The 21145-nt window shown below is 42.6% G+C and carries 22 protein-coding genes; 13 read left to right on the top strand and 9 right to left on the bottom strand.

The window, feature by feature from the left end:
* Window positions 1–6 precede the first annotated feature (6 nt).
* The 7 genes from CH373_RS10130 (at window position 7) to lmtA (ending at window position 6504) form a co-directional block, all read left to right on the top strand.
* The gene (locus CH373_RS10130) at window positions 7–804 is read left to right on the top strand and encodes a class I SAM-dependent DNA methyltransferase (RefSeq protein WP_100713469.1); all 798 of its coding nucleotides are present in this window, start codon (window positions 7–9) and stop codon (window positions 802–804) included.
* Window positions 805–874: 70 nt separating this feature from the next.
* Window positions 875–1177: an STAS domain-containing protein gene (locus CH373_RS10125; RefSeq protein ID WP_100713468.1), complete on the top strand. Its 303-nt coding sequence runs from the start codon at window positions 875–877 to the stop codon at window positions 1175–1177.
* 45 nt (window positions 1178–1222) lie between these two features.
* A complete protein-coding gene (locus tag CH373_RS10120; protein WP_100713467.1) occupies window positions 1223–2128 on the top strand; it encodes an ABC transporter ATP-binding protein in 906 nt (301 codons plus the stop codon).
* A complete protein-coding gene (locus CH373_RS18650) occupies window positions 2125–2889 on the top strand; it encodes an ABC transporter permease (protein ID WP_100713466.1) in 765 nt (254 codons plus the stop codon). Before CH373_RS10120 ends, CH373_RS18650 begins: the two co-directional genes overlap by 4 nt.
* Window positions 2886–4586 (top strand): GldG family protein, encoded by a 1701-nt coding sequence (locus tag CH373_RS10110; protein ID WP_100713465.1) that lies wholly within the window; start codon window positions 2886–2888, stop codon window positions 4584–4586. The genes CH373_RS18650 and CH373_RS10110 overlap by 4 nt, the downstream gene beginning before the upstream one ends.
* The gene (locus CH373_RS10105) at window positions 4583–5641 is read left to right on the top strand and encodes a DUF4340 domain-containing protein (protein ID WP_165778812.1); all 1059 of its coding nucleotides are present in this window, start codon (window positions 4583–4585) and stop codon (window positions 5639–5641) included. The genes CH373_RS10110 and CH373_RS10105 overlap by 4 nt, the downstream gene beginning before the upstream one ends.
* 104 nt (window positions 5642–5745) lie before the next feature.
* Window positions 5746–6504 carry a lipid A Kdo2 1-phosphate O-methyltransferase gene (gene lmtA, locus CH373_RS10100; protein ID WP_100713463.1) on the top strand — a complete coding sequence of 253 codons (759 nt, stop codon included), beginning with the start codon at window positions 5746–5748 and terminating at the stop codon, window positions 6502–6504.
* A gap of 203 nt (window positions 6505–6707) precedes the next feature.
* Here the strand turns inward: lmtA and CH373_RS10095 are convergent, their stop codons facing one another.
* Window positions 6708–7427 carry an LIC_11490 family protein gene (locus CH373_RS10095; RefSeq protein ID WP_100713462.1) on the bottom strand — a complete coding sequence of 240 codons (720 nt, stop codon included), beginning with the start codon at window positions 7425–7427 and terminating at the stop codon, window positions 6708–6710.
* Window positions 7428–7530: 103 nt separating this feature from the next.
* On the opposite strand from CH373_RS10095, the gene CH373_RS10090 reads away from it, so the two are divergent.
* Complete coding sequence (locus tag CH373_RS10090) at window positions 7531–8754, top strand: hypothetical protein (RefSeq protein ID WP_100713461.1); 1224 nt, start codon at window positions 7531–7533, stop codon at window positions 8752–8754.
* The gene (locus CH373_RS10085; protein WP_100713460.1) at window positions 8754–9218 is read left to right on the top strand and encodes a chemotaxis protein CheX; all 465 of its coding nucleotides are present in this window, start codon (window positions 8754–8756) and stop codon (window positions 9216–9218) included. The genes CH373_RS10090 and CH373_RS10085 overlap by 1 nt, the downstream gene beginning before the upstream one ends.
* 14 nt (window positions 9219–9232) lie before the next feature.
* On the opposite strand, the gene CH373_RS10080 is transcribed toward CH373_RS10085, so the two are convergent.
* Window positions 9233–10276: a tetratricopeptide repeat protein gene (locus CH373_RS10080; RefSeq protein ID WP_243393345.1), complete on the bottom strand. Its 1044-nt coding sequence runs from the start codon at window positions 10274–10276 to the stop codon at window positions 9233–9235.
* A gap of 3 nt (window positions 10277–10279) precedes the next feature.
* Entirely contained in the window at window positions 10280–10894 is a 615-nt protein-coding gene (locus tag CH373_RS10075) for an LIC_11485 family protein (protein WP_100713459.1), read from the bottom strand.
* 167 nt (window positions 10895–11061) lie between these two features.
* Between CH373_RS10075 and CH373_RS10070 the strand changes: the two genes are divergently transcribed.
* Window positions 11062–12777, top strand: coding sequence for a DUF342 domain-containing protein (locus tag CH373_RS10070; RefSeq protein ID WP_100713458.1), 1716 nt, complete (start codon window positions 11062–11064; stop codon window positions 12775–12777).
* Window positions 12778–12791: 14 nt separating this feature from the next.
* On the opposite strand, the gene CH373_RS10065 is transcribed toward CH373_RS10070, so the two are convergent.
* The 3 genes from CH373_RS10065 to xerD all read right to left on the bottom strand — a co-directional run bounded on the left by CH373_RS10065 (window position 12792) and on the right by xerD (window position 14714).
* Window positions 12792–13205, bottom strand: coding sequence for an LA_2478/LA_2722/LA_4182 family protein (locus CH373_RS10065; protein WP_100713457.1), 414 nt, complete (start codon window positions 13203–13205; stop codon window positions 12792–12794).
* A 148-nt stretch (window positions 13206–13353) separates the two neighbouring features.
* Entirely contained in the window at window positions 13354–13779 is a 426-nt protein-coding gene (locus CH373_RS10060; protein WP_100713456.1) for an ATP-binding protein, read from the bottom strand.
* 38 nt (window positions 13780–13817) lie between these two features.
* A complete protein-coding gene (gene xerD / locus CH373_RS10055; protein ID WP_100713525.1) occupies window positions 13818–14714 on the bottom strand; it encodes a site-specific tyrosine recombinase XerD in 897 nt (298 codons plus the stop codon).
* A 179-nt stretch (window positions 14715–14893) separates the two neighbouring features.
* Here xerD and CH373_RS10050 point away from each other — a divergent pair, with 179 nt between their 5' ends.
* Together CH373_RS10050 and CH373_RS10045 are read left to right on the top strand one after the other, a co-directional pair.
* Window positions 14894–15424, top strand: coding sequence for a tetratricopeptide repeat protein (locus tag CH373_RS10050; RefSeq protein WP_100713455.1), 531 nt, complete (start codon window positions 14894–14896; stop codon window positions 15422–15424).
* On the top strand, window positions 15421–16512 hold the full coding sequence (locus CH373_RS10045) for an LA_2486 family SGNH/GDSL-type esterase (RefSeq protein ID WP_100713454.1): 1092 nt from the start codon (window positions 15421–15423) through the stop codon (window positions 16510–16512). The genes CH373_RS10050 and CH373_RS10045 overlap by 4 nt, the downstream gene beginning before the upstream one ends.
* Here CH373_RS10045 and CH373_RS10040 read toward each other — a convergent pair.
* Both CH373_RS10040 and CH373_RS10035 read right to left on the bottom strand, forming a co-directional pair.
* Window positions 16503–17933 carry an MBOAT family O-acyltransferase gene (locus CH373_RS10040; RefSeq protein ID WP_100713453.1) on the bottom strand — a complete coding sequence of 477 codons (1431 nt, stop codon included), beginning with the start codon at window positions 17931–17933 and terminating at the stop codon, window positions 16503–16505. The genes CH373_RS10045 and CH373_RS10040 overlap by 10 nt on opposite strands.
* Window positions 17923–19212 carry an LA_2490 family SGNH/GDSL-type esterase gene (locus CH373_RS10035; protein ID WP_100713452.1) on the bottom strand — a complete coding sequence of 430 codons (1290 nt, stop codon included), beginning with the start codon at window positions 19210–19212 and terminating at the stop codon, window positions 17923–17925. The genes CH373_RS10040 and CH373_RS10035 overlap by 11 nt, the downstream gene beginning before the upstream one ends.
* Window positions 19213–19395: 183 nt before the next feature.
* Here CH373_RS10035 and trxB point away from each other — a divergent pair, with 183 nt between their 5' ends.
* The gene (gene trxB / locus CH373_RS10030) at window positions 19396–20343 is read left to right on the top strand and encodes a thioredoxin-disulfide reductase (protein WP_100713451.1); all 948 of its coding nucleotides are present in this window, start codon (window positions 19396–19398) and stop codon (window positions 20341–20343) included.
* Window positions 20344–20364: 21 nt separating this feature from the next.
* On the opposite strand, the gene CH373_RS10025 is transcribed toward trxB, so the two are convergent.
* Window positions 20365–21087 carry a hypothetical protein gene (locus CH373_RS10025; protein ID WP_100713450.1) on the bottom strand — a complete coding sequence of 241 codons (723 nt, stop codon included), beginning with the start codon at window positions 21085–21087 and terminating at the stop codon, window positions 20365–20367.
* Between the last annotated feature and the right edge of the window lie 58 nt (window positions 21088–21145).

The following is a 21145-nucleotide window of genomic DNA, read 5'->3' as shown; positions in this document are numbered from 1 at the left end:
AGAATTATGTCGCATCAAAAGGATAGGAATATTCAGAGACCTAAGAAAAGATCAAGAATTATTTCTCCAATCGTCAAAAAAAGGCCGTATACGGCTTTTCCGGGCATTTATGACCTAGTTATGATTGGCGCAAGGTACTCTCTTTGGGCCCAAGTTGCCCTCGAGGCCTACCAAATGGCAGGGAAATTGGGATTTCCGCCTAGAATTTTAGACCTTGGGTGCGGTACTTGCAGACTTTGGAAGGAACTACCTCCAGAATCAGAACTCTGGGGAATCGATTTTTCTCCGGAGATGCTGGAAGTAGCTGCTCAAAACGGAATCCGCGGAAATCGAATTTGTGCAGACTTGCTAAATTTACCAAAATTTTCAGAACCTTTCGATCTCGTAATTTGCACCCACGATACTCTCAACTATATACTCTCCCCCACTGAACTGCAGGGAGTGCTGAGTTCCGTAGCAAAGCTGCTCTCTCCGGACGGAGTTTTCTTTTTTGATGCTAGTACTGCAAGAAATTTCAAAAGTAATTTTGAAGGCAGGACCATGGAAGAGAAACACGGGAAGACTCGACTGATATGGGAGAATGAAGGCACCGAAGACTCTTCGATTTTAAAAACTACTCTTCTCTTTGAAAACGGAAAGGAAACCTTTGAAGAAGTTCATCTGCATAGAGCGTACGATATACATACTTGGAAACAATTAATCCGGGATTCTGGACTGGAACTCATGGCTGCGGGATCAGATTACGAATCTTGGGAGGTTTCTCCCGAAGCAGATTATTTTGTATTTGTTTGCAAAAGAGCTTAAATCTCCCCTTAGAATTGCTTGTTAGGAAACCCTGTTTTTTCGAGTCTGTACCTGTATAACAACGTAAATTATGGCTAAATTGATCATCCAAGGAAAACAAGGACTGGTCCGGTTCGACAATCAGATCCTGGACGGATACGAAAAAGTATTCGATGAAATTTCAGAACGCGCCTCTAAGGCTCAGTTCCAAGTTGTCGTATTAGACTTATCGCCTACAAAAAAAATTACATCCAGCGGGGTCGCCAAATTACTGACGATGAAAAACCTGATGGATCATTTCGGAATTAAGCTGGAAATCGTAAACCTACAAGCTGGTCTTTTGGACGTTCTGAAAAAGTTCAAAGTAGACGCAATGTTGAAAATCCGCGCTTAGAAAAACGGTTGCGGTACGAGTCCCTCTGCGTTCCCGTACCATTTAATGGATTCGATTGTTGCGGATCAGCTCTCCCATTCCTTTCCTGGGCGTATCGCGATTTCAGATATTAGTTTCCGCATTTCAAAAGGTAAAATCACCGGATTATTAGGTCCGAATGGCGCTGGAAAAACCACGACCATGAGGATCCTAAGTGGATGCCTGATACCTCAGGAAGGAAACGTTTTTTACGAATCATCCAGAATCGATCTGCACAGAACTGAAATTCAATCTAAGTTAGGGTATCTTCCGGAGTCAGCTCCTCTCTATGAAGATCTTACGGTTTCTGAATTTCTAGATTTTCTGGCAAGAGTTAGAAGCGTTTCTTCCGAGATCATTTCCAAGAGAGTCAGAGAAGTATTAGAACTTTGTGAACTTCTGGAAGTCTTTCGGGTTCCGATCAAATTTTTGTCCAAGGGATTCAAGCAAAGAGTCGCGTTAGCCGGCACCTTGGTTCATGACCCGGAAGTGTTGATCTTGGATGAGCCTAGCTCTGGACTCGACCCACATCAAATCTCCTCCATTCGATCTTTGATCCGAAACTTAGGCAAAGAAAAGATACTCCTTCTTTCTACACATATCCTGCAAGAAGTAGAAGAACTTTGCGATCAAGTGATAATTTTACACAAGGGTCGGATCGTAGCAGACTTGAAAGTGCAGGATTTGCGCCGACAACAACCCATCACTTTGGTGGCCGATACAGATCTAAAAACCGTACAGGAAAGTTTATCTGATCTGAATTGCCTCGTAGAAGAAGTGGGATTCGGTTCTGAAAAGGAGTTTCGGATTCTCTCAGAGAATTTGTCTCCCGAATCCATCTTCGAAAAAATCCGATCCGCTAAATTTGCGGTCAAAGAATTTCGTAGAGAAAAGAAATCCCTGGAGTCACTCTTCAAGGAGCTAACCGCGTGAAAAACTCAGGCAAAAGCCTAGTACTTCCGAATTGGAAAATCGTGGTTTCCATTTTTCTCAAAGAATGGAGCAAATATGTGAACACTCCACTCGGCTATTTGTTCGCGGCCGTTTTTTTACTTTTATCCTCTTTCCTATTCTTTTTCGGTTTGGGTGAGGATTCGTTTTGGGATAGAAATATCGCAAGCGTGGAGCAGTACTTTTATTGGATCCCGGTGCTCTATGTCGTGTTCCTCCCCTCTCTTACTATGGGACTTTGGTCCGAAGAGGAAAAATCCGGAACCTCCGAACTACTATTATCGCTTCCATTACAAGAACTTGAAATAGTTTTGGGCAAATTCTTTGCCGCCTGGTCCTTTCTCGCTTGTGTTTTGGCTGCCAGTTTGCCGATTCCTTTTTTTGTTTGGGCCTTGGGAGATTTAGACTTAGGAGTCACTTTCTCCGGATACCTGGGTTGCATCTTACTCGGAGGGAGCTATATCGCGTTAGGAGGAGCGATCTCTGCGATGACCAGAGAACAAATTAGTGCGTATGTCTTCACACTGATTGCTGTGCTTTTCTTTTTTCTTTTAGGATTTCAGCCAATTCTTAGATTTTTCTCTGGAGAGTTAGCTGCGGTTCTTTCCTTTTTTTCACTCTCAAGGCATTTCGAAACATTTCGTCTGGGAATTTTGGATGCAAAGGAAGTTTTTTTCTTTCTGAGTTTCTGCTTAATGCTCTTGAAATATAACGCATTTCTAATCGAGAAGAAGCGAAGATGAAGGAACTCCTACATCCTTTACTTATCGTTTCGCAAAAAAAATGGTTTTTTGCACTAAACTGGTTTTTATCCTTTTTGCTCTTAAACGGCATTTTCTACCATACTTCCTGCAGAAAAGATCTGAGTCGCTCCGGTAGATTCGAACTCACCAAAAGCACCGTGCTAAACCTAGAAAGATTGGATTCGATCTTATTTATTGATGCGTTCTACTCTTCCGAAATCCCGGGAGAGTACAAGTCCAGGCTGGATCTCACCAAAGAAGTCTTGCGCGAAATCGCGGCAGTAGGAGGTCGAAAAGTAAAATTGCGCCTTTTTGATCCGAGTTCTTCTGAGGAGGACGCAAGGCAAGCACAAGAATCCGGAGTAGAGCCGCAAATATTAGAGAAATCTGATAGAGAATCCGCTTCGGTCAAGCGTGCTTACTTAGGCATAAAGCTAACCTTGGGCGCGAAGAGTCAAACGATTCCGGTCGCTTTTTTTGCGGAACAAATCGAAGTGCAAATCTTATCCAGTTTAAGAAACCTAACAAGACCTAATTTGAATTCTGAAATCGCAATTCTTCACACAGAAGGAAGTCTCAGTACGAAAAGGACTGGGAACTATTCCGACAAGGACAGCGTCGGAGTTTTTGTAAACGAGATATTGAGAAGAGAATTTGGAGAAATTAACGAATTTGATCCGAATCAGTCAGAAATCCCGGAGTCTACCAAGGTTTTACTCTGGTTCGGTTCTGGTAATCTTCAAGATAATGCTCGTTATGCGATCGATCAATTTTTGCTTCGGGGCGGAAGTCTAATTGTTCTGGCAAAGACCATGGACTTTAGACTCGGCGGAAATACTCCTGGTACCGGAATGCTGCTAGATAGCATGACGACTTCTGGAGTTGCTCAGGAAGAAACACACGCGGTTGAATTAAATTCCTTTTTATTGCGCTACGGGATCCAGGTTCATTCCGACATGATTTTCGATTTGGAAAATTCTCTTCCGATCGGCTCTCTTGTGGAAATAGAACCCGGAGTGATTGGAAGATATCCATATGCGCCTTGGATAGTTGCAAGCCAAAAGACTGAGACTCTGAGCCTTACTTCCGTTTATACACAATCTCAGGAAAGTCTACTCTTGCCCTGGAGCTCTTCTATCGAACTTATTCCCGAAAAACAGAAATACGCGAAAGTGGAACCGATTCTATTCAGTTCCAAGGAGGCAGAAAGTAGAGCAAACTACGTTATGTTAGGCGAACGGCAGCTTCTACAGTCCCAGTTTCACCCGAGCGGCTTTCCGTATATTTTAGGAGCTTCCTCCGAGGGAATATTCACTTCTACATTTGAAAAACAGAATATACCTAAGGGTTTCTCTGAGAAATATCATTTATCTAAAACTCCTGATGATAGAATCAGCAGAATACTTGTGTTTGGTACTCCTTATTTAGTCTCCGACTTGCTCGCGTTCACCGAAACTCAAGAGATCTACCGAGAGACCAATTTGCCGTTTCTATTAAATTGCATTGATATACTAAAGGGGGATAAGGATCTACTGAGCGCAAGGGCCAAGCAATCCGGCGTTTTGAAAATGCAACCGGTTTCGAAAAGCGTCATGCTTCTGACCAATTTTGGGTTGGTCCTAGGAATTCCTGGTCTTGTATGTATTTATGCTTTTCTTCGGATCCGAAAAAGGAATCTCCAGGGAAAAATCCAGTGAATCTGATTTCTTTGTTTGAAAGCCGTTTCGCAATTGCTGTCTTAAAAAGTCTTGGCAGTCTAAAAACATCGATTCTCGGATACAAAGGAATCTATTTTGCAGTTCTGAATTTTTTTCTGTTTAGTATCTGGTTGTTTGTCTCAGATCCAGCGGATTGGTTTAAGGATTCTTACTCCAATTCGAAACCGATATTTTCTTTGGAAGAACTGGAAATCGGAAAAATCGTATTAGGAAGAAAAGATCATGAAATTACGATTTCGAAAACCGATCTGGATTGGTTTGTAGAAACTGCAAAAATCGGAGCCGGGCCAGGTGACACGGAGAAAATTTCCTCTTTCATTCATTCTCTTCTTTCCCTCCGAAAATTTACCAGACTGAATAATCCTTCAGAGAAAAAAATAGAACATCCTGAATTCGGATTAGTAGGGGAAGAACCTTCGATAGAAATATTTGCAAAAGACGGTTCCTCCTTCGGAAAAATTAGTGTAGGAAGTACAACCGACGGAGACCGGGAGACTTATATTCTGGAACATCCCACCGACACAGTTTGGCTCGTAGAAGAGAATCTGAGACCTGTCTCGGGAAGATTCGCAGAAGATTACTTTTATTCTAGAAAGCTTTTCGGAGAAGATCTTTCAGTGGAAGAACTCATACATCTGGAATTCTTTATGCAAACAGCAATTCCTTTTCAACTGATTCGGGAAACAGAGGGTTGGGTCCTACAAGAAAAGGACCAGAAGCATAGAGCTTCCGAGCAAGAAATCAATTTATACCTTCGAAAGCTTTTAGGATTAAAGGCAGATGCCTTCCTTTTCCCTTCCGAGGAAAAGGTCTTTCCGATTTCTAAATCAAAATTCTTCCGATTCCAAATTCGATTCCGCTTTTCTTCCATAGAGCTGTTTCCAATCGGAGTTACCAAAGATGCTAGTTGGGTTTTTGAGAAGCCGGGGCTTAGCTACAAATTCGTGGTCGATCCCTGGAATTTGGAAGAGATTTTACATCAGAATCCTAAAGAGTTTTTAGGGGGCGAAAATCTACCCCCTAAAAACTTTTAAGCCCTTCCAGACGTTCGGGTTGTTTCTTGTTCCAGGAATCACTGCTTGACACGCAAGCAGTGAACAGGTTTGCTTCCTAAAAAGCTTCGGATGAAGGAACTGCAATGGCGCTGATAGAAGAAATAGACAAACAAGGGAATTTTCTATTCCGTTGGAGGTCCTACATTCCGGGATTCATCCTATTACTTTGCATCCATTCTCTTCTAGGATATTCTTATTTAGAAAATTCCTATGAAATGAACTTATACTATGCCGCCGGATGTTTTGCAGTAAGCTTCTTAGGCTTAGCGGTCAGATGTTTCGTTATCGGATACGCTCCAGCAAGAACCTCCGGTAGAAACACCAAGGAGCAAATCGCAGACGTGATTAATATGGAGGGAATCTACTCCTTAGTCCGTCACCCATTGTATTTGGGAAACTTCTTGATGTATTTGGGGCCGGTGCTCTATTTTAGGGATATCCTACTCGTAATCATATTTACTCTCTTCTTCGCGATCTATTACGAAAGGATCATGTTTGCGGAAGAAAAATTTTTGCGTGATAAGTTTGGAAGAGATTATTTGGACTGGGCGGACAAGATTCCCGCTTTTATCCCTAAATTTAGCGGTTACGTAAGACCTAAGCTAACTTTCTCTTTTCGTAATATATTAAAAAGAGAATATCCAAGCCTTTTCGGAATTATCGTTATTTTCGTTTTATTCGACTTCGGTGCCACGTTTTTGAATGAGCCAGTTTCTTTGAGCACACCTTGGGAGGCAATTACCCAGGCTCAAATTTGGGTCTTTGGAATCGGTGCCGGGTTTTATTTAGTCATTCGATTGGTGGTAAAGACTACCAAGTGGCTCCAGGTGGAAGGCAGATAAGCTTTCTAATCCGCTTGTGCGTGTGATGGGGGCGGAATTTTCCCCGCCCTTCTTTTGGGTGGGGGGCCGGTGGTGGGAAACCGCGCAGAGCCCTCCTTATCACGGACTTCTCATTTTCGCAAGTGCATTTTATTTCTATGCAGGTTGTAGGAGCTCCTACAACTTCAGAAGGCTTAGGACCTCTCTGTACGTCTAAGCTCTGACTATCCTTTTGCCTGCTCTAAGTATTCCTTAAATCTTTCCGGCTCGGAAGTCACAAAAACTGGAACTGGAAATTCCCTTTTGATCGGAAGCAGCGCAAATCCTTGGTCGTAGAAGATCACTTTTTCGATTTCACTCAGGTTGTATCTGAATTCAGAATTCATCGCTTTAAAGGAAAACCCACCAGGTATTTCTCGGATGATTCCCCTTCCCATTCTCCGAAATCCCTTCAAAGAATCCTGACTGATTTTATTTTGCAGTTCTCTATATGGCAACTTTCCGGAAAGATCCAAAAACAGGATCCCTTCCATCCGCCAAGTTTCTATGGTCTCTTCAAAATCCTCGAAAGTTTCGTTCTGGAATGATTCCTCTTTTCTGGTAGGTCTCTCTACAGTCTCGGTCCTAGGTGGGAAAGAATCAAAAGCTGGGGGGCTCATTTCCGGAATTTCCTGTTCGGATACGCGATTCTGGAATCCGGGACGAATCCTGCGCTCCTCGGCAAATCTTTCCTCCAAATGAGAATACTCCTCCGAACGCGGAATCCGTTTGTGGGAGATGTACTCTGTCACCGGAACCCTCTCTCTGGGTCTTTGGGAGTAAGATTCATTCTGACGAAAAACTGTGCTTGGGCTGCTCTTCTTCCCAGGATTTTGCTGGAAGGAAACGTAAATGAAGCATAAAATTCCGACCAAAATAAGTGCGATTGCGATATAGAGCATCATTATATGTATCTATCAACCTGCCAGCTTTCTGAAGCGTTTTTCATCGGTTTTTCTCCTTTACAGATTCCCTTGGCCGTCCACGCTTCCCTTCGAACGGACAATTATGGCAAATACTGAAGGAACTTCACTCAAAGATATATTTTTTAAGCTAGGATCTGCAATTTTCCTCGGAATCCTGGTACTCATGCTGATCTTTACTCTACTTCGCTCCGATTTAGAACAGGCCGGAATGGATATGATCACCGGAAAATCTGCGATTAGCGCAGGTTCGATCGCGGGAGAATCCGTAGGAATGGATTCATTCAACGCAGCAAAAAGATACTGCTTCCAAGCATACCAGGGAGCCATTCCAGATAACCAACTGGGTGACTGCGCATTTATGGTTTTAAAGGGACTTTATGTTTCTAACCAAATCGCTAAAACGGTAGGCTATACTGTTTCTGAGGAAACGATACGCCAATCACTTTGGGAAGAAGCCCAAAGAAGAGTCAAACTTTCTTATCGGGGAGCAGGATATTCCGACGAGGAAATGGAAAAACCAGACCAAATCTATCGTCAATTTCTACAGGAAGCTCCAATACGATTCAGAGTGGAAGCAGCAGTGCAAGGTAGCCTACAACCTATTCTATTAAAATCGGAACTGAAAAAAACGGATTCTGAACTCGCAGAACAGTCCTCTGCGTCGGAATCTACGATTGATCTCAACGCAATCGTTTATACCGAGGACGACTTAATTAGAATTTCCAAAAATGAGATCGAGCCTACAGAAGCTCAGCTCAAAGAACTTTACGAAAAGGAAAAGCAAGATCCGAGTGTTGCGTTGAAACAGCCGGATGGACACATTCCTAGTTTTGAGGAAAGAAAATCGATTCTAAGAGGAAAATTTCTAATAGAAGCCCGCAAAAACGCATTAGAATCTTTGAAAGGAAAAATTAAGCTTCTACAAAACGAACCTGATGGACTTTCCAAACTGAGTGCGATGCTCGGAAGTTCCAGCATTTCTGTTCGTTCCAAAAAACTGCAGGATTTAAAGGAACTCAACTCGTCTAAAGGAAAATTCAATCTTTCTTCGGACAAACGCTTCTTCCAAGATCTCGCCTCTCAGCCCTTTGGCCAAAAAAGGAGCAGCGGTCCTTATAGAGACGGAGACAAATACGCGATCGCAGAATTTCTTGCATTTCACCCAGGACAGGCAAAGCCGAATCTTTCTAAACAATTGATTCGAGATTCTGCAGTCCAGGTGAACGGATTTCTTTCAGAAATTCCTTTAGCGCTTTCAGAAGAAATTACTGTAGAAAGGAAAGTTAGGACCGCGCCGGAGGAATAATGCAGATCCGAGCCGAATTAGTGAACCCATTCTTGGAAGCCGCCACCATCGTCTTCCGAGACGTTTTGCAAACCGAGCTAATTCGGGGCAAAATCGGAATCAAGGAAACTCCGGAAACCACTCTAGAACTCGCGATTATTATCGGGGTTCTAGGGACTTTTAACGGAGAAGTTGTCTACGGTTTAAACTACGACGCGGCTTATAAGATCGCTAAAAAACTGGTTCCGAATCTTTCCCCTGAAGAAATCAAAAACGAATACAAGGATATTCTAGGCGAACTCGCAAATATGACCACCGGGAATGCGATGAATATCTTTGCCACGGCTGGACAATCGATAGAGATCACTGCGCCAAACATAGTGGACTCTAAAAATGAAACGATCAAGATTCCGAAAAAGCAAGCGCTCGGAATTAACCTGTTTTCTCCTTACGGAAAGTTAGAAGTAAACGTGTCCCTAGTTTAAGCGCACAAATAGATTCAAATATTCTGTTTTGCTAATTTTTCTAATTCTTCGCGGAGCGGAGAATAGAATCCCTTAGATTCCTCGGACGAAGATTCCAAAAATTTTCTCAGAAATCTCTTAGACCATTCCGTTTCACCTGACTTATAACTCGCTTTGAAAAGCAGATAGGCTCCGAGATCTCTTTCTTCCCATTGCTTTTTTCTCAAATTGGGATCTGTTTCCGGATCGGCAGAAACTTTCCGACCGAACCGATTCCAATAATCCAAAAGATAAGACCTTGAATCTCGATACCTTCCAAGACGGTTCAATAGATCTCCCATTTGGAGTAAAGCTTGGATCCGGTACTGAGAAGGAGCTTCGGTGGCAACTTTCAATAATTCTACTTCAGCTTCTTGGTTTTTTTCCTGGGAACGATAGGATCTAGCGGTTTCTAGTCTAGTCTTCCATACGATTTCATCTTCGACAACCTCTTCGGTGGTCTCCGACTTTGCTCCGGATAATTTAGCTAGCTCTAGTTTCGCCTTAGCCGCGACCTCGCTCTCTGAAGCAGCTGCTTTTGTAAACTCTTCTTGTGCAGCTTCCTTTTGACCATTCCGTAATCTTAATATACCTCTTTCGTAGGCTGCCGTCCCTGGATCCTGGTCCATTTTTTTTCGAGGTTTTTTGGCGTTCTTTGTATTTAAATTGGGAAGTTTAGTCGATCGAACTTCGGATTTCTGCACCTGATCCATTTGCTCGGAAGTTCCTTTTTCCGCAGAAGCTTTGATTCCGTTTCTGTCCGACGCATCCTTCGCTTCCAGAGAATCTGATTCTACTTCGTTATTTCCAGGTTGTACGACTTGACTGGATTCTTTAGTCCCTGCTAGGCTAGGCTCTTTTTTTTCATCTAACGTAGAATTGGCGGCACTTCCAAGATCCGATTCCTTTACATCCTCGGGAAATGGGAGTGGAATCTCGGCTTCCAAATGATTCCTTTCAAAGGAGAAAAATACGAGTCCTGCTAGTACTAAGATTCTAGATACGAACTGAATTTTCTGGAGTCGATTTCTGTTTCGCACGTTTTACTCTCTTAAACCAGAATTCGATTTGGATTTGGGAGGTTTTTCCAGCCTAGATTCTTCTTTCGGTTTTTTCAAATCGGAGGAGGACGAGGGCGAGGATCCGGAATTGGAAGGCACTTGCAAATTACCGGGCTCAGATGATTTTTCAGACGGACTAACTTTCTCCGATTCGTTGGGAAAAAATACTTTGGAGTCTCCTTCTTTTCTTCGAGTGCTTTCCAGAGTTGTTCCTTCTTCCAAATTTCCACTCGGAACAGAAGGTTTTTGCTCCATCTTTGGTTTGTCTTGGGAATATCTTTCGATATCTAAAGAGCTGGATGAATCTGTCGAAAGACTCGGATCGCTCCACTGTACATTTTTTCTCTTTCGATTGTATTCTCTTTCCATATCTTCCAAAAAGAGAATCTTCCGATCCAAAGTTTTGGCCTGACCTTCTTTGTCAGCCATCTCCAGACCTTTCTGAACACTAAAGTAACTTGCCACGCCGGCGATCATCAGCGCAAGACCTACACCGACGAGTGCAAGCAACTTGACCGTCTTGGGAGGCAATTTCAGAATAATTGTATCTATCGCCTCTCTGATTTTTGTTAAGATAGCAAATGGGTTCACGTCCATAAGAGTCTACTACATCATCGGTCGGATTTCCCCATTTTCAAGGACATAAATCCCCCATTTTCGGAAGAACTTATGCTCTTTTTTGGCATTTGCGCCTTTAGTCTTTTGCTCAGATTTCGATTGTAAATAATAGGATGCCATCTATTCTCCAAAATCGGAAGCAAAGGATGAACGATTCGATCCGTAATTTTACCGATTCGCTACTTAAGGATTTGGAAGAAAATGAAAACGGTTTTTTCAAATTAGAAAACATAGACGGGTCGGCTACTCTCACCGTCTTTCCCGCGGGCAAGAAAGGCAAAGAGATCGAACTGAAAGAAATACTTAAACGCTTCGATCTATTTCATATCAAAGATACCAATCCAGAAGACGTAAAAAGAATCGTACAGGAAAAAGACGGACAGCCCCATCTAGTCGGTAAATGGCCGGGATTACCTGAAAGCTCAATTCTTGAACTGAAAATATCGGACGATACGATGGTTGTTCACGCAATTCTGCATCCTCCCAAATTCGGTGGCAAAATCCTGTCCAAGGAGGAGCTCCAACTGGAACTGAGCAAGAATGGAATCGCGCACGGAGTTCTTACCGAAGCTCTTGAGAAACTTTCTTCCGCACAAGAATACGGCAAAAAAACATTGGTGGCAGAAGGAACTCCTACGGTTGCAGGCAAAGATGGAATCATTCGTATCCTGTTTCCGCATCCGAGCGTTCCAAAATTAGAAGAGGACGAATTCGGTAGGATCGATTTCAAGAATATTCAGTTAATACAAAGTGTTAAGAAAAATGAAAAATTAGCTGAGAAGGTCGCTCCCTCCCCCGGAACCAACGGTAAAACCGTCAAAGGTGAAATTCTCTCTTTTGAAGAAGGAGTTCCTGCAGACTGGAAGCTAGGGCCAAACGTAAAAATAGGCGAAGATGGTAGATCCGTTTATTCTTTGATAGACGGTAGACCGATCTTGGATCGCTCTGGAGCCATCCGTGTAGACGAAGTCTGTCACTTGGACCATGTAGACTTTTCTACCGGAAACGTCAATTTTCCCGGAACGATCATTGTAGAAGAATCGATCGCAGATGGTTTCAGTCTAGAAACTGAAGGAAGCATCATCGTAAAAAAATCCGTAGGTAAGGTCTTTCTAAAAGCTGGAGGAGACGTAGTGCTTTCGGGAGGTTTTATGGGAAGAAACGGAGGCTGGATAGAATCAGGAAATGATATCTACGCAAAGTTCGTTGAACAGGGAAAAATGACCGCGAAGAATTCCATCTTCATCGAAGAAGCAGCAATGCATTCCGAATTGATCGCCGGCGAATCAGTTATCGTCCGGGGAGGCAGAGGAGAAATTATCGGAGGACAGTGTGTTTCTGGTAAAAATATCATATGCACCAAATTAGGAGCGGTCGTAGAAACCAAAACAGTTTTAAGCTGCGGTATGCCTCCCAAACTACTTTTGGAATTGGAAGAACTCAAATCAGAAATTCGAAAAAACCAGGAAGTGCTAAGGAAGGTAGAAACAAGCCTTGCGAAGTTGAGCGACGATGCTCAGAAAAGAGGACTGACTTCAGAAGAAAAAGATAGCATTCCAAAGTTGCAGTCCATCAAACAAAAATATACTTCTCTGATCCAAAACCTGCTCGCCCAAGAACAAACTCTTCTGCTTTCTTTTGAACCTGACAGGAATGCAACTGTGGAAGTAGAGAGAGAAATATTTCCCGGAGTAGATGTGAATCTAGGACGAAACAAGAATTTTAGAGTGAAGTTAAAAGAAATTCTTGGTCCTTCCTATTTATTCGTAGGTCCGGATGGCGCTGTGACTCATTCCAAGGTAAAACCAAAAAGACTCGGAATCCTGCAATCGGAAGGCCACGACACCGAAGAGAAAATGTAGAGAATCGATCTGATCTATTCCGGCACTGCTTCCGTAGTTTGAAAAAGTTGTCGGCAAGAAGGACTTCCCTCCGAATCCTCCAATTGTTCACATGGAGTTTTTAGCAATTCATCCATGCACTTTTTTACCATTGCGATTTGCTCGTCTGTTACCTTCTCGTACTCGTCCGGTAAGATCGATTGGTCTTTCTGCTCTTCCATGCATTGCTCTAAAGATCGCATCTCGGCACGGGCAGTATCCTGCTCCCTAGTAGACAGGGATTCCAAATACGCCGCCGAACATTCCAAATTCTTTTTACATAGTTCTCGAATATAGGATGCGCTCAGATTTTTGACCTCTTCTTTAGAAAGAGATGGACCTTTCCGACAGTGCACCCCGCTCCCGATCAAAAGCACCATGAGCCAAAAAGCGTGTGGATACAATTTCATAAACTAAAACGGATTCTTTTTAGAGGATCCGACTCAGATCGCAAGAGAATTATAGCGCGTAAGAAATAAAAATCAGAAGTTCGATCCGCTAAACTTCCTAATTTCAAGCTCTGAATCGGCAAAAGCTCCGAAAAGAAAGTTCTACGACTTACTTCTTTTTCGTAAGGATAAGTTTATTTCCTCTTCCGGACTGATCGATGTAAAAGTGGTCAGTCAGCCTTCTGATCAAAAATAGACCTATCCCTTCTTCTCTGTAGTCTCCCGGATCATAGCTCTGGATTGTAGAAAGATTTTTTTGCACTCCAAAATCTCTGATCCGAATTTCCATTCGGTCGTCTAAGGCGGTAATTTCTAGGAAGATCGGATAATTGGTTTTTCCCAAATATGCGTGCTTTATGACGTTTAACAAACACTCGCCTACTGCGAGCTTTAGATCGGCAGAATCGTGCAAAGAAAAATTACACTGTCTAGCTAAATTGTACACGAAGTTCCTAGCTACAGATACGTATCTAGGATTGGAAGGAATTTGCATCCTAAATTGATTCGCGTAGTTTTGTTCCTTCTGGCTGGCCAAGAGCTAGATCCTACAAAAGGAAAGAGTGGCGAAAATTCTTACCCACGTGGATGGAATTTCTTGTGCACTTCCTTCAAGGTCTTATTAGCCATATGAGTATAAATCTGAGTGGTAGATATATCGATATGGCCCAACAATTCCTGAACCGACTTGAGATCTGCATGATTTTCCAGCAGGTGGGTCGCGAAGGAATGTCTTAGAGTATGAGGAGTGACCTTTTTCTTAATTCCGGTTCTTTTAATATAATGGTTCAGTAATCTCCAAACCGATTTGCGATTGATAAACGAACCTTTTTTGGAAACGAATAGATACTCGCAGTTGCGGTTCTTCAATATATAAGGACGGCTCTGCTTCAGATAGCGGTTCAAAATATCCAACGACTTTTCACCGAACGGAACGAGTCTTTGTCTTCCGCCCTTACCTTCCACGGTCAAAGTCATTCCCTGCATATCTACGTCTGTCAGTCTAAGATTGCAAGCTTCGGAGATCCTCAAACCTGAGGAGTATAATAATTCGAAGATGCATTTGTCTCTAAGTTCGTAGAGATGATCTTCTTTGATAGCGCTGAATAGTTCTTCGATCTCTTCTTGAGTCAAATAATCCGGAATGGATCTCATCACTTCCGGGGTTTCGATTTTTTCCGTAGGATTTGTGTCTAGCTTCTTTTCATCTTTTAGAAACTTATAAAACTGCCGAATCGCCACGACTTCTCTGGCGATCGTCTTGGCGGAAATTTTTCGGTTCCGCTCTTCGTTCAAAAAGCGGACTATATCGTTGGCTTGCACTTCTAAGAAATCAAGATGTTCTTTTTCCAAGAAATTCTTGAACTTGTTCAGATCGTACCCGTATGAATAGATCGAATTGTCGCTAAGGCCTTTCTCAACTGAGAGGTATTCTTGGAAATTCTGAAGTAGATTCTTGTGAGAAGATGTCACTTTCTTAGTCCCGCTTGTGAGTATTACAGTACTAAATCCTTCGGACAAATTCTCCCGCTAGACTGAAACTTTTTTAGGATTGCGGATTATCAAGCTCCGAAAATTGTACAGATTGGACGGAAGGAATCAAGCAGGTACTTCCGATTTTCTAGCAATGCGACGGAAAAAAACCTAAGGAAATGAGACAGAAGTTCCGACCCATTTTTTGCCTTTTTATGTCGTATTTTCTTTCTTCCTGCGATTCCTCACAAGAGTGGGCAAATCTAGCGAGGGAAAAATATTCCCAAGGCAATACTGCAGAAGCTTTGTACTTTTATGACAAGGCATTGCGAGCGAATCCGGAAAACCAATCCGCAAATCGAAATTTAGGAATTCTATTGGCCGAAAGTGGCCAGGCCCCGGGCTCTTCCTCTTTTTATTTGGAGAGGGCTTTAAAAAAAGATCCCAAGGATCCGGATATTTTACTCTACCTTTTAGAAATCTATATTTCTCAAGACTCGAAAACGAACACAACTCGCATCTTAAAACTATTTTCAGATAGCTGGGACACAGAAAGATACACTCTCGCCAAATTTCTAAAAGACTGCCTTGCCGATCGAAAGAAAAATTCCGCCGAAAAAAAGAGATTTGAGGAAAACAGAATCCCGTACGCGAACGCTTCCTCGAGAAGAATGTTCGAAAAGTGTTCCGGATTGGACACTTCGAAATGAATTTTTTTTGGAGAAACTGGAAAACCGCATCTAATAGTTTAAATTTTTCTAAATTACTAATTCGAATGGTTCTCGGCACTATTCTATTTTTTTTAATAGCAGAAAGTATTCTTAGATTGAGCTACTTTGAATCGATACGGTTTCGATTGTCGGATAAAGAGATTCATTGTGTGGACCCTTCTTCCTGGATTATTCTTTGTCCGAACCGCTCCCTTACCATGACCCACCCTCAAAAGAAAGTCACTTATAAGATTACGACCAACGAAAAGGGTGAAAGAATTTCTGCGAATCCAATTACTTCTCGGGGAGATGCATATCAGTCTGAAATTTGGGTCACCGGTGACTCAGTCGCCATGGGATATCTTGTCTCGGACGAAGAAACTCTTCCTTGGCAGCTCAATCTTATCTTCCGAAAAGAAAAAAAAGACGTCTTTGCAATGAATCTTGGAGTAGATGCAAGAGGAGCCGAAGGGCTTTTGCATCAGCTTCAGGCAAAGTGGAAAGCACCTGATAAACCTAGAGAAATTTATTGGATCTATCATATCTCGGACTTGCCAGATGCAATTCGAGAGGAAAAACTTATTTCCTCCGTTCGTTACAGGATTTTAGTTAAATCCAGTTTCTATTTGTCTAGGTACAGTTCCGTTTTCAACGGGTTCAGAATCCTTTCTGAAAAATGGAAACTTAGCAACGAGGAAAACAGGATACTTCCTAGCCAAAATAGTAACCAAGAAGGAGATGATCGAGGCGATAGGTTGCCAGATACTCATCCTCATTTTTTGGCTCTCCGAAAACTCTTCGAATTTGTAAAAAAAGAAAAGATACCTTTTACAATTGTTCTTTTACCAGAGCCAAACGCATCTTACGAGCCTGTTTTCGAAGCTCCTCTCTTAGTCAAGGTGCGATCTATTGCAAAAGAGAATTCGATCCGCACCTTAGACCTACAGCCTGCATTTCGCAAACTTTGGTCTAAGGGCCATCCTGCAATTTTTATCCCTTTGGACGGACATCCGAATCCATTTATGTATAGTACGATCGCGTATTTAATCTACGAGGATATGCGAATTCGTTTAGATTCTCAAAACTGAAAGTAGAGAAAGGGCTGGCTGACGGTCACGCTATAAAGAATAAAGCAGATCGATATCAGAATTCCGGAAACTCCGTACACCCAGAGTGGATGACCTTCCAACTTTTCTAAAAGTGGAATTTTTCGATCATTTGCATAGTCGCCAAAAATTAGAATGCAGATTGCCGCAATGACCGGAATGGAAACAGAAATCTGAGCACCTTCCGCTCCTGTAAACATTCGAAGGAATAAAGTATTCACTACTTCTAGCCCGGAGCCTACACCGGAGACCGGCTTTGCTCGGAAGAAATACATAGATATCGCAAAAATTAAATACGGATACAAAACCTTCGGAAAATCAGGAACTTTTTCCCAGATAGATTTAATTCTTTCGAAAGAGAATACAAATCGTTCCATCACCATCACAGTAGCGTGAATTGCGCCCCATACGATAAAGTTCCAATCCGCCCCGTGCCAAATCCCACTTACGAAAGTGGTAATAAATACGTTAAAATACGCCCTGGGGATACTGACCCTGTTACCACCTAACGAAACGTAGATGTAGTCTCTAAGCCAGGAAGAAAACGAAATATGCCAGCGTCTCCAGAACTCGGTAACAGTCCTGGACAAGAAGGGCTCTTTGAAGTTGATCGGAATGTGAAAACCCATGATTCTTCCGGTTCCGATCGCGATATCAGAATATCCCGAAAAATCGCAGTATACCTGAAGAGGAAATAGAATCCCGGCAACCAGAATAGAAAACCATCCGTACGTCAGCGGAGCACCGAAGATTTGGTCCACCAAAATGGAGACCGGATCCGCTACAAAAGTTTTTTTGAATAAACCCCAAGCTAACTGGCGCATCCCAGGAAGTAGATTTTCCTTATGAAAAGAGTAGGTTTCTAAAAACTGATGCAGCATATCTTGGGCCCGTATGATTGGGCCAGCAACCAGCTGAGGGAAAAAACTCAAAAACAATCCGAACTGAAATAGACTCTTTGCTTGGGAGACATTCCCGCGATATACATCTACTGCATAAGAGATCGCCTGAAGAGTAAAGAAGGAGATCCCCATCGGTAGCAGAACTCCCGCGGGATAGGCAAACCAAGGATCGCATTCTTTCAATCCCCAGAAAGTGTTCCAGACTATGAATGAAAAATCCAGGTATTTGAAAAAATAAAGTAAGAGCAAATTTCCCCAGATTGCAATATTCAGAAAAAGTAATTTGATCGATTTGTTAGGGGATCTTTCCATGAACACTACCGAATAGTGAGTGATCACGATCGAATACACGAGCAGAGCCGCAAAGGGCACCCGGAACACAGCATAAAAGTACAGGCTAGTCACGAGTAACCAAGCTCTTTGGAATCTCGCCGGTATAATAAAATAAACGAGAACTACGAATGGAGCGAAAATAAGATACTGTACCGAATTAAAGAGCAAACCCACTCTCCTTTAAGTGTTTTGCGATCGCATCGGCAGCCCAACGATTTCCTATTTTAGTAAAATGACCATCTTCAGGTATGTAGTGATCCAGAATTTTCTTCGGCTTTCCTTCCGGGTCGATTCCGCACATAGAGAGTGTGTCTTTTTTCAATTGCATCACTCTCACTCCCCTCTTTTCAAAAAAGGTACTCGCTCGAATCGCATAATTTTCTAACTCGTGAAACCCACCGTTCTGGTAGCAAAAAATTTCTTCGATCTGCATCGGCACAATCACCGGAATTAGTCTGAACCCTTTTTCTTTTGAGAACAATATCATGGATTCATAACTTTTCTGAGTCAGCTCCGGTAAGGAAGCTAGGGAACTAGGATCCGAAGCCGATTTCGCACATACGATTCCAGCTGGAACTGGTTCTGGGCAAGTTTGCGTAATTGTAGGAATTCCAACTTTCCCCGTATCCGAAAGTTCTTTCAGAGAGCAATCTTTACGTTTGGGAGGTCTGTAAAATGACTGAAGCAAATATTTTCCGAAAGTTTCTTCCGGTGTGGAGACAGAGGAGAGTCCGGCAGAACGAATTTCTTTTTCGATGCCGATCTTTGTAACCGACGCAGAAATTCGAAGTTGTTCCCACGCGAGTTTCAGAGCTTGCAATGCGTAAGACCAACTAGTTAGCTCAAACTGAATTCGAAAGTTTCTTTTATAACTAGGATCCCTTTCTCGAATCAAATCGATTTCATCATCTGGAAGTATTCCTTGGTCGGCCAGTGCTTTAGGCATGGTGAAATCATTTGGCGAAATGATAAACAACACTTCCTTTACGGAATCTAGTCGATTCACCATTTCCTTCATTCTGCGAAAAGAGCCTAGAGATCCGTACGCATCTACACCTAAGTTGAGCGCCTGCCTAGCGCCGCCCTTCAGCTCGATTCCATCTAGCAGACTACAAAATGTATCCTCATCGGAAACTCCGAATCCCATTACCAAACTATCTCCTAGACAAAGTAGCTTGGGTTTGTTTGGGATCGGCTCCGAGCTTCCTCTGAGCCCAAGGGAATTCGTGGAAAAATGACCTTCCCATTTTCCAGCAAAGTGGCGCACAAAAATCGACTGGTTCGGTTCTAGAGCGACATAGTAATCGGGATGATAGGTATGAAGAACTTTTAAATCTCTATAATATTGTAAGGAAGGAGACCGAAGAAATCTAAGCCCAAGCTCTGTTCCTAAAAAAGTAATACACCCAAATAGGATCGCCCAGCCGGCCTTTTTGGCAAGATTCATGGATAAAGGAAAGCTTTCTGCGCCTGTCTTCAGTGGCAAGACAAATCGATTGAAATTCCAAATCGCGAAAATTGAAATCTACTTTTCCTTTCTTTGGGTTTCTTTCAAAGATCTTCTTTACAAATAGATCGTCTAAAAAAGGATTAGGTTTAGAATCGTTCTAAAGTCATTCGAGGGTATTTCATGTCTCACAAGTTAGTTATCATAGGTTCCGGACCCGCAGGTCATACCGCGGCAATTTATGCTGCCCGGGCAAATTTAAAACCGGTTATGTACGAAGGTTTTATGGCAGGTGGAATCGCGGCAGGAGGTCAGCTGACCACAACTACCGATGTAGAGAATTTTCCCGGTTTTCCAGAGGGAATCGACGGTACCAAGCTTACGGAATTATTCCGAGCCCAATCCATCAAGTACGGAACTACCATCCATACGCAAACGATTACGAAAGTTGATTTTTCGAAAAGGCCTTTCCGTCTCTGGTCCGATGACGAAATCATTGAAGCAGATGCGGTCATTATTGCAACCGGCGCCACTGCAAAGAGGATGAATGTGATCGGGGAAGACCAGTATTGGCAAAAGGGAATTTCTGCCTGTGCGGTTTGCGATGGTGCTCTTCCAATTTATAGAAACAAAGATCTCGCAGTGATCGGAGGCGGAGACTCCGCAGTAGAGGAAGCTTCCCATTTAACGAAATTTGCCACAAAAGTATATCTCATTCATAGAAGGGATCAACTCAGAGCGTCTAAGATCATGGCAAACAGAGCAGAGACTCATCCAAAAATTGAAATCCTTTGGAATACTGTTGTAGAAGAGGCAAAAGGAAATGGAAACCAACTCAGCTCTTTAATGATTAAGAACATAAACAACGACTCCCAAAAAGAACTCGCGGTCGGTGGGTTGTTCTATGCGATCGGACACAAACCGAATACAGATATTTTTGTAGGACAACTAGAGTTAGACGAAACAGGTTATATTAAGACAGTTCCAGGAACGACTCGAACAAATATAGAAGGAGTATACGCGGCAGGCGATGTGCAGGATAGAATTTATCGCCAAGCAGTTACCGCCGCGGGCTCCGGCTGCATGGCCGCCCTCGAAGCGGAGAGGTGGTTAGAATCAAGAGAGGGATGAAAAAAATCTAACTGATCTTAGTTAGAGTCGTTGAACCATCTTGCCCTTCCTATTCGCAGTATCATAAATGAATACTGTGGGTAAGAAGGGTTTCTTCTTTGAACCCTCAGGTTCTTCTTCCCTTCTTACGATCATCACCAAACGGTCCTGAGGTGAATCGGGCATGATTTTTTCCAAATAGAATTTCTTAGGTAAAATCTGTTCTAGATTTTCTGTGCTTGGATCATATACAAATACTTTCTTAGAATCTTTTTGATTCAAGAATCCATCCTTATTCGTATCCTCTGGCATTCCTATGATAATGAACTGTTTTCCGGTCCTTAATCCAGGAAAAACATCCGGATGCGATTCTGAAGCGGATTCATCCAAAATTTCTTGAGAGGAAGACTCTCCGTAAAAGTAATCCCAAATGTAGACGCTTTTGGAGAATACTGTCCGTATTCTGCCGGTGCTCAAATTTACAATGATCAAATTCTGTGCGTGGTTCAAAACCTTTCTGGCACCGAAATTTTCGCGATCTCGGTTTAGATTTAGCGGATAGTACAGATATTTTCCCCAAGCGACTGAGGAATGTTCCAACAAATCATCATCCGGTTCCACATAAGTGGTTTCTACTTTTTTGGATGCAGATTTAGAAACTTCGATCCCTTGATCATACACCAACCAGCTTTTTAAAAGTGCATATACAATTACCAGACCCATTAGGACCAGGGCGGCAATCACACCGAATCGAAACTTTTCCATACGAAAGGAATCCTTAGGGTTGGAGAATTCCCTTGGACGGTCAAGGAAAAAGAAGCTG

Origin of the sequence: Leptospira perolatii (assembly GCF_002811875.1) — a bacterium.
Classification (GTDB): domain Bacteria; phylum Spirochaetota; class Leptospiria; order Leptospirales; family Leptospiraceae; genus Leptospira_B; species Leptospira_B perolatii.
This window is presented reverse-complemented; position numbering and strand designations above follow the sequence as displayed.